The sequence below is a fragment of the Neptuniibacter marinus genome (assembly GCF_001597725.1).
Lineage (GTDB): Bacteria > Pseudomonadota > Gammaproteobacteria > Pseudomonadales > Balneatricaceae > Neptuniibacter > Neptuniibacter marinus.
Map to the genome: position 1 here is coordinate 347,819 of NZ_LUTR01000001.1, position 16,507 is coordinate 364,325.

A 16,507-nucleotide genomic window follows, 5' to 3' on the forward strand; every position below is an offset into this window, starting at 1 on the left:
TGCCTCGTGACAGACAATAAAAAAACCATTAAAAATCTTTGAATTTTGTTATCAAACTGGAGTCTTAAGTACAAATGAATAGTTAAATAGAAGAGTTCACCTCATGAGACTCATAAAAACAGCGCTACTATGCCTATTATCCCTAACCTTCACACTTTCCATAAACACTTATGCCGCACCAAAGTCAGAGCTCTGGGAATACTGGTTACAAAATGATCCGAAGAGCAAGATGGTCATTAGTCATAATCCATGGAATCATTTTCTTTCAACCTATATAGAAACAAATAGCAACAGCAATACCGCCGTCAAGGGTATTAATACCCTCAAATATGCGAGCGTAACAGCAGCGGATAAACAGGCCCTAAAAAGCTATATTGCCACACTCACGGCCCTACCCATTAGCCAATATAATCGTAATCAACAGCGGGCTTACTGGATAAACTTATACAATGCACTGACCGTTGATGTGGTACTCGACCACTACCCCGTCAAATCTATTATGAATATCAAACTCTCAGGCTTATTCACCCGAGGGCCATGGAAGAAAGAACTGATTAGTGTTGAGCAGCAATCATTAAGTCTCAACGATATAGAGCATCGAATTCTTCGCCCTATTTGGAAAGATCCTAGAACCCATTATGCCGTTAACTGCGCATCCCTTGGCTGCCCAAATTTAAGCACACAAGCTTATACAGCAGAAAACATGGAACAACAGCTAGAACAAGCAGCAACTGCTTTTATCAACCATCCAAGAGGCGTAGAAATCAAAGACGGTACGTTGATAGTATCAAGTATTTACAACTGGTTTAAAGAGGATTTTGGAGGCGATGACACTCAGGTAATTAAACACCTAGAACAATACGCTAAAGAACCTCTCAAGCATCAACTATCAAAGGTACAAAGCATTTTTGATGATCAATATAATTGGCAATTAAATGAAGCTCGATAACCCTCCAAGCAAAAAACTCCATGAGCGCATTAGTAGAATCTATCAGCGAAACCTCTTATGACAGGCACTTTTCGAAACCTCTTAGGACATAAACCTCTTAGGACAGGCATTCTTAAATTGACAATAAATAATCCGCCTCCTAAGATAGATTCAACAGAAACTATTCAATTTAGCTACCCATCGATAAAAGGATTTACCGATGACTCGCCCACGAAAGGAACTCGTATCTATACAAGATACTCCCTATTACCATGTCGTTTCTCGCTGTGTTCGCCGCTCGTACTTATGTGGCGTTGACTACTCAACCGGTAAAAGCTACGAGCACCGTCGTCAATGGATTGAAGACCGTATACGCATTTTATCCTCCCTCTTCACTATCGATATCTGCGCCTATGCCATTATGTCCAACCATCACCACCTCGTACTAAAACTCAATCCAAGTGTGGCTGATACATGGTCTGATGCCGAGGTAGTTAAACGCTGGCAGTGCCTCTTTAAAGGCCCTTTACTAATCCAGCAATGGGCATCAGGCGAGACTCTGAGCAAGACTCAGTTAAATAGTGTAACCGAGATAATAGCAGTCTACCGAACACGGTTAACCAGCCTTAGTTGGTTTATGAAATGCCTAAACGAGCCGATTGCTCGCCAAGCGAACCTAGAGGATAAATGTACGGGTCACTTTTGGGAGTCTCGCTTTAAATCCCAAGCCCTATTAACAGAAGAAGCACTGCTGTCTTGCATGGCTTACGTTGACCTCAATCCCATACGCTCAGAGATGGCAAACACGCCTGAAGACTCAGAACACACCAGCATCAAAGAACGCATCGCTCCTCAATTCAATTTACATTCAGCAATTATCGACCATAAAGTACAACTCGCCTTACAGGACTTTAAAATTCCACTCAAAGCTCTACTTCAATTTACCAAAACGACTAAACAAAACGACTAAACAAAACGAGCAACAAGGTATTTTACTCGACTTTAAAGATTACTTAACTCTAATTGATATAACGGGACGAATGGTTAAAAACGATGGCCGGGGAGCAATCGCGGCATCATTACCCCCCATATTAGAAAGGCTGAAGCTCAATAATGAAAACTGGTTCGATAATATCACTCAGTTTGAAAAAGTTTACGCGAAAAGATTTGCTCGAAAACGACGGTCAAGGCAAGCAGCCTAAACCCTCACCCCCCTATTCAAGTTGACGACAAAAAGCAGCTGACTTGCTGGAGATAACCATTGTCTCCAAAACATAAAATAATCGCCTACAACCCTTTAATCACAGTACTTAGCTACTGAAAATTCCTAAAAGCTTTTTTTATGGAATGAATCCAAAAATCTTTCTTCAAAAGTGCCTGACCCTGATTAGACTTGTCTCATGCAGGCATGAGTCCAGAGCAAGTAGAACAATTTCGTGGCGGGTGCTTAGCTCTAGATACCAGCGGTTCCTATGGGTCGGTAGATAATAAAAATGCGACAAAAAGTGCCTCGCGGCGTGCTCTAAAGATATAAATATACACAACAATCGCCATACAATATACACAACAATCGCCATACAACTCTCTGCTACGGAGCCTACAATAACTTTAAAAAGTCGATAGCGGAAAAACTTGATAAACCAATTGCCCGAGTTACAGCAACCGTTGACTATACGCAGCAACTCGGTTGGAAACTTGTATCCACAAACAATACTCAAGCCTCTAAGCATTGTGATCGGATCACTCTTACCGCCGCCACAGCATATCCCGCACACCACTCAAGGGACATCAAATGATGATCGCTAATGTGAATGAGGTTCCTGTTGGCGCAGTAGAAAGCCCCACGGTTCTCATTAACCTACGTATAAAATCTGATAACAAACAATCTGGGAGATGTACCGCAGAGGTCGTTTACTTACGCTGCCCAGCGCTATAGCAATCACTTGCAGATAAAGCAGGAATTAAATACTCTCTCGCTAAAACAAATAAAAGCCCAGAATGGGCTTTTATGATGTGCAGTAAGACTGTCCAAAGCCTGTTATGGGTAGCCTGCTGCTTTTGCTAGTTTTTGGGCTGTGTGTAGATGCATACCTATATTAGATAGATTGGTTGTATCCATCTTAAATTTTCCGAGCCTCGCCACTTCCCTTGCAGGGTAAACATCTGGATTAGCTGGGTATTCCATGCTTAACTTGGCATAAGTAGCTTGCGGCTCTTTAGTGGTTAACCACTCTAAAAAGTCGATCGCTTGAGCTTGATTAGGCGTATTGGCGACGACCGCCGCGCCCGTAATATTCACATGAGTGCCCATCCCCTTTTGATCCGTCCAAAAGAGTTTTAGTTTGGTATCCGGCTCCTGTCTTTTGAACCGTATAAAGTAATAAGAGTTCACAATACCTACATCACAACGACCTTGGTTAATCGCATCAAGCACCTGTATATCATCGCCGAAAGGCGCCACGGCTAAATTATCCACCCAACCGCGCATAATCTGAGCAGTTTTTTCTTCCCCTTCATGATTAGCTAACATCGCGACGAAGGCTTGAGTATAAGCTGACTGAGAAGTGAGCAAGCAGAGTTTAGCTTTCCATTTAGGAGATGCTAAATCACTGTAACTGCTTAGCTCACTCGCCTTAACTTTGGCTGGGTTGTAAACAATTGTACGAGCTCTACTGGCAAAGCCAAACCAATCCTGTTTTGGTGATGTAAGATGGGCAGGTACGTTCTCTGAAAGAGTGCTTGATTGAACCGACGCTAACAACCCTTTCTCTGACGCCATCCAGAAATACTCAGCTCCTGAAGCGATCATCAGATCAGCTTTTTTAATCTCTGCTTGCGTACTTTGCGCTTCATTTTCTAGACGTGAAATCAGCTCCACTGCAGGGCTAACAAGATAGTTGACGGCTACGCCAGTTTCTAATGCATATTCATTTAATAGAGGTTTTATATAACTGGCATTACGTGATGAATAAACCATGAGATCTGCCGCCAGACTAGCAGTTGAAAGTAGAGGTAGCGCTAAGGCCGTAGCAAGTAAGCTATATTTAAATCGCATTATTAAATCGCCTATAAGAAAATCAAAAAGTTAAGAAGGTTTTGCCCATTGGCGTAGCAAGTTGTGATAAATCCCACTCAGATTAACCACTTCACTATGGGTTTGGCCGAGCTCGACGGTGAGTTGTTGAACCGTTTGATCTAGGTTAAACAACGTCTCCCGTTGCTGGATATCGCTCACTAAGCTTTGAATCCAGAAGAATGAAGCGACCCGCACACCTTTAGTGACCGGCGTGACCTGATGTAAACTGGTGGAAGGATAAAGCACCATATCACCCGCTGCGAGCTTTACGGTTTGTGCGCCATATTGCGTTTCAATGCTAAGCTCGCCTCCCTCATACTCATCAGGTTCAGCAAGAAAAATCGTTGCAGAAAGGTCGGTTCGTAGAGTTTGGTTGGTCTCAGGTACCTGCATTAACGCCGCATCTACGTGGGCACCATAAGTCTCATTCTCGCTATAACGGTTAAACTTAGGCGGGTAGATTTTGTCCGGCAACGCAGCCGAAATAAAGGTCGGGTGCTGCGATAAGGCACGCACAATATGATGCCCTAAGCTGATAGCCGGCTCTTTACTATCATCTAGCTGCTGGTTCTTTTTTACCTTACGCGCGATACTACCCGCAGTTTGACTGCCCGCTTGCCAATTAGCGCTCTCTAGATGTGTTCTGATCTGCTCTACTTCAGCCTTAGACAGCAACTCTGGAATGGTAATTAACATTCATTTCTCCGGCTTAAATTTGATGATTCCGTCGTAAGATCGGCCAGCCTAATGTCATTGATCGTGGCGCAACCAGTCATCGCCATAGTGAGCTCAAGCTCTTCTCTTAACAACTTGATCATATGCGCAACACCTAAAGCGCCGGCGACACTGAGTGCATATACCTGTAAACGCCCAATAAGCACTGCATCAGCGCCTAAAGCAATGGCTTTAAATATATCTCCACCAGAGCGAATACCGCTATCTAACAACAATGGAAATCTATCACCGACCGCTGAACGGATAGCAGGCAACATGGAGAGGCTAGCAGGCACACCATCCAATGTTCTACCGCCATGGTTAGATACAATAATACCGGCGGCGCCTAAGGCTTTTAATTCGAGGGCATCCTCACTATGCAAAACCCCTTTTATCAATACAGGTACAGGGCTGTTTTCAAGGAGCCACTGTAATTGTTCTCGCGAAGGGAGGTTTTGCATATAACTTTGAAAAATATGACTTTGATTTCCCGCAGAGGATGATCTACTAGCTGCCATCTGATCAACTAAATTGGCGGCAATAAGGTCGGCAGGAAATGTGAATCTAGCCCGCTGAGCTCGCATACTGGGCTGCTGAATAGCGGCATCTAAAGTCACAACTATAGCTCTATAACCTGCGGCCACAGCCCGCTTTAATAAGTGTTTGGTATCTTTAAAATCCGGCTGAAAATAGAGCTGAAACCACCGTTCTGACCCAGCTTTTTCCGCTATCTGTTCCAAGGTCATGGAAGATAGTGTGCTCGCCACTATGCAGCTATCCGTCGCTTGGGCTGCATAAGCTGCTGCTTGCTCACCTTGAGGATGAACTAAGGTTTGATAAGCAACAGGGGCTAATAATATGGGGTGTTTAAAACGCTGTCCCAGCAACTCAGTTGTTGTAGAGCCTTGATCAACATCGCGTAGAACACGCGGAATAAAAGCGAGCTTTGCAAAGGCCTGTTGATTTTTGGTTAAAGTGACATCATGCCCACTGCCTCCCGAGATATAAGCAAAGCGATCTTGGGAGATAAAGTCCGGTGCGAGTAACTCATAATCCTGAGCAGATAAAATCTCAGGGGGTATATAGTTAAGCGTTTCTAGAATTTTTCTGGGTTCGTACATATATCATCACTTATAAAAAACAGGGCTACTATTGTAGCCCTGCCAAAGGAAATATCCGAAGGGGGGATACTAACTTTAGAAGCTATATTCCATCGTTAGCTGAACATTCCTTTTATCACCAATGTAAGTGAATGCACCTGAACGATAAGCCGCTAAATAATAATCCTCATCAAGAAGATTGTTTACGTTTAATCTAAGTAGCATATCGCGATTAACTTTATAAGACGCAAATGCATCTAATACAGTGTATTCAGGAACACCTCTCTCTTCGTTAGCCGCCGTATCTGGCTGACCTGTATAACGAACACTTTCGTAAGTTGCTGTACCGCCGAAAGCAAAAGCTTGAGTCGCTTGATATCTAAGATGTAAAGAGGCAGATTTATCAGCAAAGTTAGCTAACGTTTTACCTACATTATCTTCGATAATAGATTCTTTCACTTTAGCATTCATCAATGCGATACCTGCCTGAACACTCAGTTTATCGGTAAGATTACCGGCAATGCCAAGCTCAATACCTTCTACTTCGTTTTTACCTGTATTTAAAGTACCGACAGTTGAATACGAATTACCATCTGAAGACTCCATCACATCACTCTTTGTAATACGGAAGAGCGCTGCTGTCGCTAGTAATTTATCATCATTAAAGCGCCATTTAGTACCAAGTTCCCAGCTGTCTGTTTTTTCAGGGTTACCTAAAACAGGGTTAGCGCCTTCGGCACAGATACCACCATAACCACAACTTGTACCTACGTCCGATTCACCACCATTGAGGTTAGTCGCCGTTGAGAAACTCGCATAAACATTCGCTTTAGGGTTGATTTTATAACTTGCCCCAACATGACCATTCCAGAAACCATCTTCATTGATGAAATCAGTCAACTCGCGACCTGTGCCCGGATCATAATTAGCCGTAGTTTTATAGTCATAGTAGTCATAACGTAGGCCACCAAACAGGGTCCACTTATCCGTTATGTCCACTGTATCCATCATGGAAAGGGATATGGTTTTTATATTCCAATCGGAATCCCAATCACCTTTAGATATATCGCGCTGGAGCAATGAGTTAACATCCGAAACTTCAGCACCACTAGCATCATTTAGGCAATATGCAGCACCTGGGCCTCTACGACCAGAGGAAAAACAGTTCGACGCTCCTGTGGCCGTATTATCATACACACCATTAAGTACTTGCTGATCGGTATACTCTAGGCCAAATACAAGCTCATGATTTAAACCACCCAGCTCACGATCCATCAACAGGTTAAACTGGTTAGCAAAATACTCAACTTCCTGCCAACCTTGGTGGGTACTTAAAGTAGCTGAACTATATCCATTAGTGCCGTTTGTTGCATCGGCAAGCGTAGGATAAGCCGTAGTACCACGTGCACCGGTTGTTACATAACCGTTATCAGTTGTGCCGTAACGGGTTAAGTTAACAATACGAGTATCGGGATTAACTTCATAACCTATACGTAGTGTGGCTGTATCAACCTCGGAATCCAGAAAATCTTCATTTTGAAGATACACAGGGATATTAGCTACCGGTTGTCCATCCCCTGAGGTATCAAGGTAGGTACCTAAATCCGGTTTATCATTACCTTCAAAGTGGTAATAATCAGCAGTAATTTCTAAATCATCACTTGGTTGATGAGTAATCGAGAAAGCTGCACCTTTACGCTGACGATCAGCTGGCGCACGATCGGGCACATCCTCTTCTGCATGCAGGATGTTAGCTCGAATTGCCGTATCATAGTTAATAACTTGGTTCGTATCTAAAGATACACGATGATGACTATCTGTACCTATACCTGCTGAAAGCTTAGTAAAATCATATTCAGAACTTGCACGTTTAGTTGCAGAGTTCACAGCACCACCAGTAGTACCACGGCCAGCAAAGCTAGAACTTGGCCCTTTACTAATCTCAACCTGCTCAGTTGCAAAGCTTTCACGGATTGTCATGCCAGGATCACGCATACCGTCGACAAAAACATCACTGCGGGCTTCATGACCACGAATCACATAACGGTCACCAAATGCGTTACCATTTTCACCCGTGCCTACAGTAATACCCGGCTGTCCATCAAGGATCTCGCGCAGGTCTGTGCGCCCAGTATCAGCAAGCTCTGTTGCAGTAAGTACAGTAATTGTTTGCGGCGTTTCCGCAAGGTCACGCGTACGGCGAGGGTCTGATAGCCGTTCAGCCAAGTAAGGAGAGCCTGGTACCGCGTAAGGATTAGTATCTGGTGTGACGGATTCTTCAACAGTCAGCTTATCGAGGGAGATTGTTTCCTCTGCAGTAGCTACACCAGCCATCAAGGTACCTGAAATTGCTAAGGCTAAAGTGCCTGGGGTAAAGGCGCTTTTCTTTCCTATATTTCGCTCTATGCTAGAGGGCTTTTTTGTATTGGCTTGATACATTGTCTGTCCTTAAAATAACTTACGTGTTGGGTTCAATGAGAATTCAATCGGTAGTGTTAAATCTAGTGGGCCCTCACCTAGCTCAGAAGGAATGCTAGGGAATGGACTTGCTCGCAACAGCATATCTGTTGCTTCCTTATCCAATCGAGAATCACCTGAACTTGTGACGATTCTCGAACTTTTTACCCGACCATTTTTCTGAATCACAAAACTAACCACTACCGTACCGGTGACTCCATCTTTTCGAGCACTGCGCGGGTAACGTTTAACCCGGGCAATGCGCACCAAAACTTTGCTTAAATAGCTCTGCCTTGCCGCTGGATTACCACCCGTTTCTACACGCGTTCCAACACCCGTTGCCTTAGTTGCAATCGGTGTTGATTTTGCGCTGCTATCTGCCTCTTTTGCCTTAAGATCGTTAGTGGGTTCACTTATAGGCTGAGGTTTTTTTGTTATATCAGGTCTCTTCTCCGGCTGTTTTACCGGTTCTTGCTTGAGCGTTTTTTTTGTTTTTGGTTTCGGCGTTGGTACAGGTTCAATCGTTTCTTCCTGCTCAGGTTCAACAACTGGCTCTGGCTCAACGATTTTCTCCTGCTTCGCTTCAACAACCGGCTCTGGTTCAACTACTTCTTCTTGCTCTTGTTCCTTTTCTAGATCAGGCTTATCGCTGTTTTTTTCTTCGACTAAATTGCTCTCAACGATCTCATCACGCACTTCTGCAGTTTCAGTGAAACTGCCGGCAATACCAACACTTACCAACAAACCATCCTGCCCTTCAGCGATTGCACCTTCGCTATCTTTACCTAATATCCAAGGTGTTATTAACGCTATATGGATAAATACCGCGACTATTAGGCAGAGTAATACCTGTTTTTTAGCTATCATCATTTATGTTCAGTCGCTATCTGCAAACGCTTAATTTTTAGTTGACGTACAGCGCTTAAAACCGGATCTAATGCCGAGAAAGGCAAATTACGATCTATATGGCAGGTCACTATAGATTCCTCTGAGATCACTATAGGCTCCGCTGAGGACTCTAACGCCTGCAAAGATTCGAGTAATGGCTTCTCTATCTTTTGACCATTGAGATAATGATCGCCATTCAGCAAGATCTGAATCTCTATATCTCTTGCAACAAGCTCACCTTCACTGCTTGAAGCGGGAATCTGTAAATCTGCATTTCTTGCCTCTATATGGCCGGCAATCATGAAGAAGATCAGCAATAAAAAAACGATGTTAATTGCCGGAACCATACTGTCATCAAGCTGACGTTTGCGGCGACTCTGCCTTTTAGTAGTATCTGTTAAAATCATAATTCGACAGACTCACTTAAATTCAGCTGAGTAATGCCGGCCTGATAGCTCATATCGATTAACTCGATAACCTTTTGAATATTGACATTCGCCCCAGCGGATAAACTCACATGGCTATCATTTTCAACCAGAGTATTGAGCAATTGGATAAAGTTTTGCTCGCCTACAATATATTGAGCGCCACCAACCTCAACGGTCCCTTCAGGCTGTAAAACAATCCGGACCACTTCAGCTTCAACCTGTGAAGCACCTGAAGTGGCATGTTTTATTTCGAGCTGTTTCTTTTGACTGAAGGTTGATGACAACATAAAAAACAGTAGCAAGATAAAAACCACATCGATCAATGGGGTAATACTTATAGTTTTCTTCCTCGGGGCGATATTATTCAGCAACACAACCAGCATCCGCTCTCGTATCACTAGGCACAGCCACTAAGGGATTAAAATAAAAGGTAAATACTTGTGTTACCGCATCATCTAACAACCAAGCAGAGCGCTCAGCTTTACGCTCAAGCCAGCTATGTATTGCAGCAACAGGAATAGCAACAGCCAAACCTGCAGCTGTTGTCAACAGCGCTTGCCAAATACCACCAGATAGAACCGCTGGATCAACTTGACTCCCAGCAGCTTCCATCTGCTGAAAAGCTACAATCATGCCTAATACAGTACCCATCAAACCGAGTAGAGGGCTCAAGTTCGCTATTAATTCCAATGGACGAAGTAACGCAGTCAGTTGATTAACATACCCCTGTGCACGTCGTGTTAGCTCCTCTTTTAACATGTGTGGATCTTTACCCTCACTCAAACCACACATAGCAGAGCGAACAATACTGGGCACTGGGCGAGCACCCTCAAGTGCACTTATGGCAAACGCGGCATTCCCCGCCTTCCAATGTTCTAAACCTTTATTAACTAGATCAGTTTTTTCAGGTCGTAGCACAGCAAACTGCCACAGCTTTAGCAGGGTAATGGTGATAGAAACTATAGATAAAATGATCAAGATCCAGACAACAGGCCCACCTACATCTAACATCTGTATTAATGGATCCAGTTTGTCTAACCCAGCATCAGGCAACAGAGTATTAGTGGCAGACGCCTCACTTCCCGACAGACCAAGGGGAGACGCATCCTCGGCTATATCTAACAAAGAATCTGCATTAGCTGCATCCTCTTTCAGCACCTCAGTAGCTGAAGCGTCCAAGGAAGAAACCTTACCGCCTGTACTTTGGACTATTTCAGAATGAACCGATGCATCAACCACCTCTGTAGCTGGAATCTCTACAGCTCCCTCATTAGGGCCTATGTCATGATTTTCTATGCTTGAATTTGTGCTTGAGTTCATTCAAATACCATTTTCAGTACAAATATTAACAATTATCATTTACAATCACATTAAGATTAACGCTTTGTTTCGGCGGGATAGTACGTGAATTGGTTAGCTTTATAAAAGGCGATATCGGAATAATGGTTATGCAAAATGTAAATATTGCTGCTTTGAATGTGGGCCTTTTACGTGTATTACAAGCTCTACTTGAAGAAAGGCACGTCACGCGGGCTGCGCAAAGGCTGAATTTAAGCCAATCGAAAGTTAGCAGGGATTTAAAGAAACTACGGGAAATATTTAATGACCCCTTACTGGCACGCACCCAGTCGGGTTACATTCTGACAGCGGGCGCTGAAAGAATTACAAGCAATCTCAACTGTGTTATTGATAACATCGAATCAATGCTGACAGATAAGCAGTTTGAACCCGCTTCATGTCAACAAACAATCCGCATATACGCTGGCCCTTTAGAGGTTCAGCTCTTTATGCCTGCATTATTTAAACAGCTACATCAGCAAGCACCGAATCTACGCTTAGAGGTACTGGGAGAATCGGAAAACCCTTTTGACTTATTAGCATCAGGACAGATTCACTTTGTAATGAGTGGCTTAACCCCAGATAAAGGGTTAGATCAGTTTTATATGAAGTTTTTATCAAAAAGTTCGCCGATGGTGTGCTTGATGAGATGTTCAAATCCTCTCGCAAAGGAAATACTAACATTAGATCGTTATCTAGCCTCTAATCACGGTTACACAGCCCTAACGGGAAGAGGAACCACTTTTATTGATCAGAGCCTGCAACGCTTAGATAAGTCACGCAATGTGGCCGCTGTTTTGCCGAGTTTTGAAGTAGCTGCTAACTTCTGCGAACAAAGTGACCTTATTGTCACTATGCCTGAAGTGATCGCACAGCAACTCATTAAAGGGAGAACCTTAACCTATCAAAATCTACCTAAAGAGATTCAGTTACCGGAGATAGAACACCGCCTCTATTGGCATGCCCATTGCCATCATGATCCAGCTTGCAGCTGGTTAAGAGGGCTAGTCGAACAAGCCGAATAATCAACTTGAACAGCTAATCTGTTGCCACAGGCCGTTCAGGGTTACGAATCCATTCACTCCATGACCCAGCATAAATACGGCTACCTTGTAAGCCAGCAATCGTCATCGCTAGTTGATTATGGCATGCAGTAATACCAGAACCACACATATGAACAATATGCGAAGGTGCCAGATCTCCTATTATCGATTGCCATTCAGCCCGCAAACGATCTGGAGATTTGAACACACCTTGGTCAAGGTTATCTGTAAGAGGACGATTAACAGCACCTGGAATATGGCCAGCAACGGGGTCAATAGGTTCAACCTCACCACGGAAACGCTCTTCGCCCCGCGCATCCACTAAACTGATCGAGTTTTGAGACAGCTAGGTTTGCAACTGATCAACCGTTAAAATGTATTCAGGTTGAAACTGTCCAGAAAGGTCGCCTTCTGTACCCGGCTCCCTAAATTGACTTTCTTCGCCACCCGCATTTAACCATGCAGCATAGCCACCATCTAAAACAGCGACTTTTTATGGCCTAAACAACCGAGCAACCACCAAGCACGGGCAGCCATAGCACCGCCACAATCGTCATAAACAATAACTTGAGAGTTATTAGATACTCCTGCTTTGGCTAGCCGCGAAACTAACTGCCCCATATCCGGAAGTGGGTGCCGGCCACTTTCTGGGGTGATTTTAGATGAAAGGTCGTTATCCAAATGAAGATAAACAGCACCGGGAATATGTCCAGCTATGTAGGCCGCTTCGCCTGCACTAGTGTCCGCTAAATTAAACCGGCAATCAAAAACAACCCAGTCCTTAGACAAGTGCTCTTTTAAACCTGGCCCGCTAATAATAGTGGTGTACATATTCCCTCTTTCTGTTTCTGCAGTTAAAGGTACGCTGCAAGCTCTTCCTGTAAAACGTCCAGCTCATTCTGTGCCTTCTGTTTTGCTTTTTTCTTTAAGCTCTCTACTTCAGCCATTTTGTCAGCGACAATCTCTTGTGCAGCAGTTGCTTTATCATCCGCAGACTCAACACGCGCCAATAGCGGTTTCAACTGCATCAAAATGCCACGACGACGCCCCTCTTCTGCACGAGCAATCGCTTCAGCTGATTTCTCTTTTTTCTGTTTTTCTTCCGACAGTTGTTCTGCCACATAAGTTAATGGGCGGATACCCGCAGCAATGCGAACCTGCTCAAGCATTGGCGTTGCTACAGAACGAGCTTTATCGGCTCCTTTAAGCAGAACCTCTTCAACACTGCCAAGATCATTCATTAATTCGTTATATAGAATACGTGGCGCAGACAACTTACTATCTAAAAACTCAAACAACTCTTTCTTCGCATCGCCCCACCCAATACCGTTTTCAAACTGCTGACGCATCGCCAAACGTTCTTGTTCATTCGCAAAGCAACTATACAGCTGAAAAATAGTACTGGTATCAGGGTCTTTCGGTTCCCCCGGTGTACGGGTATCTGTTTTGATCTGCTTGATCAATTTATACAACTCATCCGCAGAGCTGAATAAAGGAATTGTGTTGTTGTAGCTTTTCGACATTTTACGACCATCTAGCCCAGGAATAAGCTGAGTCTGCTCATCAACAACCGCTTCAGGCTGAGTAAAGAGCGGGCGATAGGTGTGATTAAAACGACCAGCCACATCACGTGCCATCTCTATATGCTGAATCTGATCTTTACCTACAGGAATAAGGTCAGCATTGAACATCAAAATATCCGCTGCCATCAATATTGGATAGCTAAACAACCCCATAGTCACGCCGTCATCAAGATCCGGATTACCGGCATCACGATTCGCATCGACAGACGCTTTGTAAGCATGAGCACGGTTCATCAGCCCTTTTGAACACATACAGGTTAAGATCCATGTTAACTCGGTAATTTCAGGCACATCAGTTTGACGATAAAACGTTGCCTTATCTGTATCTAAACCTAAAGCCAACCAGGTGGCGGCAATTTCACGTGTAGATTGAGCAACACGCTCAGGATCATGACACTTAATTAACGCATGGTAATCCGCAAGAAAATAAAAATTGTTGTAGGTGTCACCACGGCTCAAATCAATAGCTGGTTTTATTGCACCTAAATAATTACCAATATGCGGTGTGCCTGTTGTAGTGATACCCGTTAGAACCGTTTTCTTTTCCATTTAATTATCGTCTCTTACACCTGAATCTGCCTGAAATAGGCTTATTATTGGCAGTATGGCCGTTAAACCATTTGGATGCTGAGTATAATACCGAAAATTTTTATTGATTTCGCCCAATCCCTAGCCATTGGGCTATCAATATAATGTCGTGATGACCTCACTTGAGGTAAAGTGCTAAAAAGCATCAGACAATAATAATATTTTCGAGATAATTATGACCGAATCAATCGCTTCTTGGATCACCCTTGCCGCAGTACTTTCCAGCATTGGATGGTATATATACCGTCAAACTGAGTACACTATAAACAACATAGTTACCTCAGTAATGTCAGGCATTTTATGTCTATTTGGTGGGCTACTCTTCTCTGGAGCTATAATGAAGGTAGTTGGCAAATTTGATAATGCACTCATACCTGCTCTGTTGGTCTGTACCGGTACGGCATTATGCGTATTAGCCCATACTATTTATCAAAATAAAAAATCTGCTTCCAATCGCGATACAGCAGAACCTCTCTAAGCTAATCGATGAGTTGGATGCAGTGTGGCGTTAAGCAATGAACCTAATTGGCAGCGTTGTAAAAGACTTTGTAAAAAATGGCCTTTTTTGTACTCGCGTAGAAGGTTATGATCTCAATAATATTTTTATTTAATACAGACTGATTCCTATGCTAATTGTCGTATCCCCCGCAAAAACTCTTGATTACGAAACTGCACCTATCACCCGTAGTCATACACTGCCCCGTTTTGTTGAGCACTCACAGGAGCTGATCGACGACTTAAAGAAACTTTCTGTCCAAGATATTGCTGAGTTAATGAAACTGAGTGACAAGCTGGCTAGCTTAAACGTAGCTCGTTATGAATCATGGCAACCCGAGTTTAATTTTGACAACGCCAAACAAGCTATCTTAGCTTTTAAAGGCGATGTGTATACTGGACTCGATGCCGAATCCCTTAGCGAAGAAGATCTGCAGTTTGCCCAAGATCACCTCCGCATCTTGTCCGGCCTCTACGGTGTTTTAAAACCCTTAGATCTTATGCAACCCTATCGGCTTGAAATGGGTACAAAACTGGCCAATAGCCGCGGGAAAAATCTCTATGAGTTTTGGGGCACAACCATCTGCGATGATTTAAACCAAGCTTTAGCCAGCAGCGACACCCCTGTACTAGTAAATTTAGCCTCCAACGAGTACTACAAAGCAGCTAAAGAGAAAAGCATTGAAGGCCGAATCATTACACCAGCCTTTAAAGATTGGAAGAATGGTCAATATAAGATGATTAGCTTTTATGCAAAAAAAGCACGCGGCTTAATGACCCGCTATATCATCCAAAACCAGATTGAAGATCCTGAATTGCTTAAAAACTTTGATATAGAAGGTTATCGCTTTGCAGAAAGCATGTCAGAGGGAGATAACTGGACCTTTATTCGAGATCACGAAGAATAAAGTGCAAACTATATACAAAAAAGCCAAAGCATATGCTTTGGCTTTTTCATATTAAAAATATCTATTGATTAGTTCTGCTGGATACCTACGATAAACCAATCCGCATCCGGTTGGCGCATATCACGAGATAGATGCCAAGTTTCATTGAACTCAGTCGCCTCATCTGTGTTTTCTTTCAACCAACCATAAAAATTGATGCTCACAATAGCTTCATCTTTTTCTTCAATAAAGTTCGCCACTTCCGCCATTACTGAAACAACTTCCGTTGTTTGTTGCTCTGGAGATTTAGCGCGCTCAGCCTTTAATAAGGCAAACATTTCAGGCGAGGTATACGTTTCAATCTCATCCCAATTATTAGCATCCCATGCTTTTTGTAGATTCACAAAATGCTCTTGAGCACCGGTAAGAAAAGCGGTTTGATTAAACCAACTTGGTACTTTTATTTCGTTTGATTCACCCCAACCGGAGCTAAAAGAAGGCATAGGTTTGAACTCAGCTTCAGGCTCAGCTCGAGCTTCTCGCTCCATAGGCTGTGTATGAGGGTTTATCTCATATTGTTGAGCACCGTTTGTATACGCTGACTGCTGCGGTCTCGATTGTTTCCGCATAGACATAATCTTATAAATAATAAAAATCACACCCGCGATCAACAACAGATCCATAAATTGAATGCCATCAAAAGCACCACCAAACAACAAAGCCCCAAAAATCCCACCCGCTAAAAGCCCTGCCATCATACCGCCAAAACCACTACGTTTAGGCGCTGTTCCTGCTGCTTTATTCTGTGTATTAGTTGCAGAAGGTTGTTTTTTAGCAGGTGCTGGCTGTGATTTTTTGGATGAAAAAAAACTTTTACCAAAAGATGAGCCTCCACCTAAACGTTTTGCATCTGCCGTTTCTGCGAGTGGAAGCGTAATAAAAAATACCGCCATCAGTGTGATAAAAAATGTCCGCATCGTTA

Annotated in this window: 17 protein-coding genes; 5 read left to right on the plus strand and 12 right to left on the minus strand. The window is 43.3% G+C overall.

Translation table 11 applies throughout. The annotated features are described in order from the left end of the window. Positions 1-103 precede the first annotated feature (103 nt). Positions 104-949, plus strand: a complete 846-nt coding sequence (locus A3774_RS01560) for a DUF547 domain-containing protein (RefSeq protein WP_067862324.1) — start codon at positions 104-106, stop codon at positions 947-949. Between the two features lie 199 nt (positions 950-1,148). Then, positions 1,149-1,898, plus strand: coding sequence for a transposase (locus A3774_RS01565; RefSeq protein WP_197467988.1), 750 nt, complete (start codon positions 1,149-1,151; stop codon positions 1,896-1,898). 1,068 nt (positions 1,899-2,966) lie between these two features. On the opposite strand, the gene A3774_RS01570 is transcribed toward A3774_RS01565, so the two are convergent. The 8 genes from A3774_RS01570 to A3774_RS01605 all read right to left on the minus strand — a co-directional run bounded on the left by A3774_RS01570 (position 2,967) and on the right by A3774_RS01605 (position 10,602). Beyond that, positions 2,967-3,983, minus strand: a complete 1,017-nt coding sequence (locus tag A3774_RS01570; protein ID WP_067862326.1) for an extracellular solute-binding protein — start codon at positions 3,981-3,983, stop codon at positions 2,967-2,969. 30 nt (positions 3,984-4,013) lie between these two features. Beyond that, on the minus strand, positions 4,014-4,700 hold the full coding sequence (locus A3774_RS01575; protein ID WP_067862329.1) for a Fe2+-dependent dioxygenase: 687 nt from the start codon (positions 4,698-4,700) through the stop codon (positions 4,014-4,016). Further along, positions 4,694-5,839 carry an alpha-hydroxy acid oxidase gene (locus tag A3774_RS01580; protein WP_067862331.1) on the minus strand — a complete coding sequence of 382 codons (1,146 nt, stop codon included), beginning with the start codon at positions 5,837-5,839 and terminating at the stop codon, positions 4,694-4,696. The genes A3774_RS01575 and A3774_RS01580 overlap by 7 nt, the downstream gene beginning before the upstream one ends. Positions 5,840-5,914: 75 nt before the next feature. Beyond that, positions 5,915-8,257 (minus strand): TonB-dependent receptor, encoded by a 2,343-nt coding sequence (locus A3774_RS01585; RefSeq protein WP_082792317.1) that lies wholly within the window; start codon positions 8,255-8,257, stop codon positions 5,915-5,917. A 9-nt stretch (positions 8,258-8,266) separates the two neighbouring features. Then, positions 8,267-9,145 carry an energy transducer TonB gene (locus tag A3774_RS01590; RefSeq protein ID WP_067862333.1) on the minus strand — a complete coding sequence of 293 codons (879 nt, stop codon included), beginning with the start codon at positions 9,143-9,145 and terminating at the stop codon, positions 8,267-8,269. After that, positions 9,142-9,570 (minus strand): ExbD/TolR family protein, encoded by a 429-nt coding sequence (locus A3774_RS01595; RefSeq protein WP_067862335.1) that lies wholly within the window; start codon positions 9,568-9,570, stop codon positions 9,142-9,144. The genes A3774_RS01590 and A3774_RS01595 overlap by 4 nt, the downstream gene beginning before the upstream one ends. After that, positions 9,567-9,974, minus strand: coding sequence for an ExbD/TolR family protein (locus A3774_RS01600; RefSeq protein ID WP_067862337.1), 408 nt, complete (start codon positions 9,972-9,974; stop codon positions 9,567-9,569). Before A3774_RS01600 ends, A3774_RS01595 begins: the two co-directional genes overlap by 4 nt. Continuing rightward, positions 9,952-10,602: a MotA/TolQ/ExbB proton channel family protein gene (locus tag A3774_RS01605; RefSeq protein WP_197467991.1), complete on the minus strand. Its 651-nt coding sequence runs from the start codon at positions 10,600-10,602 to the stop codon at positions 9,952-9,954. Before A3774_RS01605 ends, A3774_RS01600 begins: the two co-directional genes overlap by 23 nt. A gap of 437 nt (positions 10,603-11,039) precedes the next feature. On the opposite strand from A3774_RS01605, the gene A3774_RS01610 reads away from it, so the two are divergent. Then, positions 11,040-11,954, plus strand: coding sequence for a LysR family transcriptional regulator (locus A3774_RS01610; protein ID WP_075107884.1), 915 nt, complete (start codon positions 11,040-11,042; stop codon positions 11,952-11,954). 13 nt (positions 11,955-11,967) lie between these two features. Here A3774_RS01610 and A3774_RS16920 read toward each other — a convergent pair whose 3' ends face one another. The 3 genes from A3774_RS16920 to A3774_RS01620 form a co-directional block, all read right to left on the minus strand. Then, the gene (locus A3774_RS16920) at positions 11,968-12,294 is read right to left on the minus strand and encodes a sulfurtransferase (protein ID WP_231867907.1); all 327 of its coding nucleotides are present in this window, start codon (positions 12,292-12,294) and stop codon (positions 11,968-11,970) included. Between the two features lie 155 nt (positions 12,295-12,449). Then, the gene (locus A3774_RS16925; RefSeq protein ID WP_231867908.1) at positions 12,450-12,803 is read right to left on the minus strand and encodes a sulfurtransferase; all 354 of its coding nucleotides are present in this window, start codon (positions 12,801-12,803) and stop codon (positions 12,450-12,452) included. A gap of 23 nt (positions 12,804-12,826) precedes the next feature. Then, positions 12,827-14,104 carry a tryptophan--tRNA ligase gene (locus tag A3774_RS01620; protein ID WP_067862341.1) on the minus strand — a complete coding sequence of 426 codons (1,278 nt, stop codon included), beginning with the start codon at positions 14,102-14,104 and terminating at the stop codon, positions 12,827-12,829. Positions 14,105-14,318: 214 nt separating this feature from the next. Between A3774_RS01620 and A3774_RS01625 the strand changes: the two genes are divergently transcribed. Both A3774_RS01625 and yaaA read left to right on the plus strand, forming a co-directional pair. Next, positions 14,319-14,621 (plus strand): hypothetical protein, encoded by a 303-nt coding sequence (locus tag A3774_RS01625; RefSeq protein WP_067862343.1) that lies wholly within the window; start codon positions 14,319-14,321, stop codon positions 14,619-14,621. A 148-nt stretch (positions 14,622-14,769) separates the two neighbouring features. Then, on the plus strand, positions 14,770-15,546 hold the full coding sequence (yaaA, locus tag A3774_RS01630) for a peroxide stress protein YaaA (RefSeq protein WP_067862345.1): 777 nt from the start codon (positions 14,770-14,772) through the stop codon (positions 15,544-15,546). Between the two features lie 68 nt (positions 15,547-15,614). Here yaaA and A3774_RS01635 read toward each other — a convergent pair whose 3' ends face one another. After that, entirely contained in the window at positions 15,615-16,502 is an 888-nt protein-coding gene (locus A3774_RS01635; RefSeq protein ID WP_067862347.1) for a Tim44 domain-containing protein, read from the minus strand. Positions 16,503-16,507: the final 5 nt, after the last annotated feature.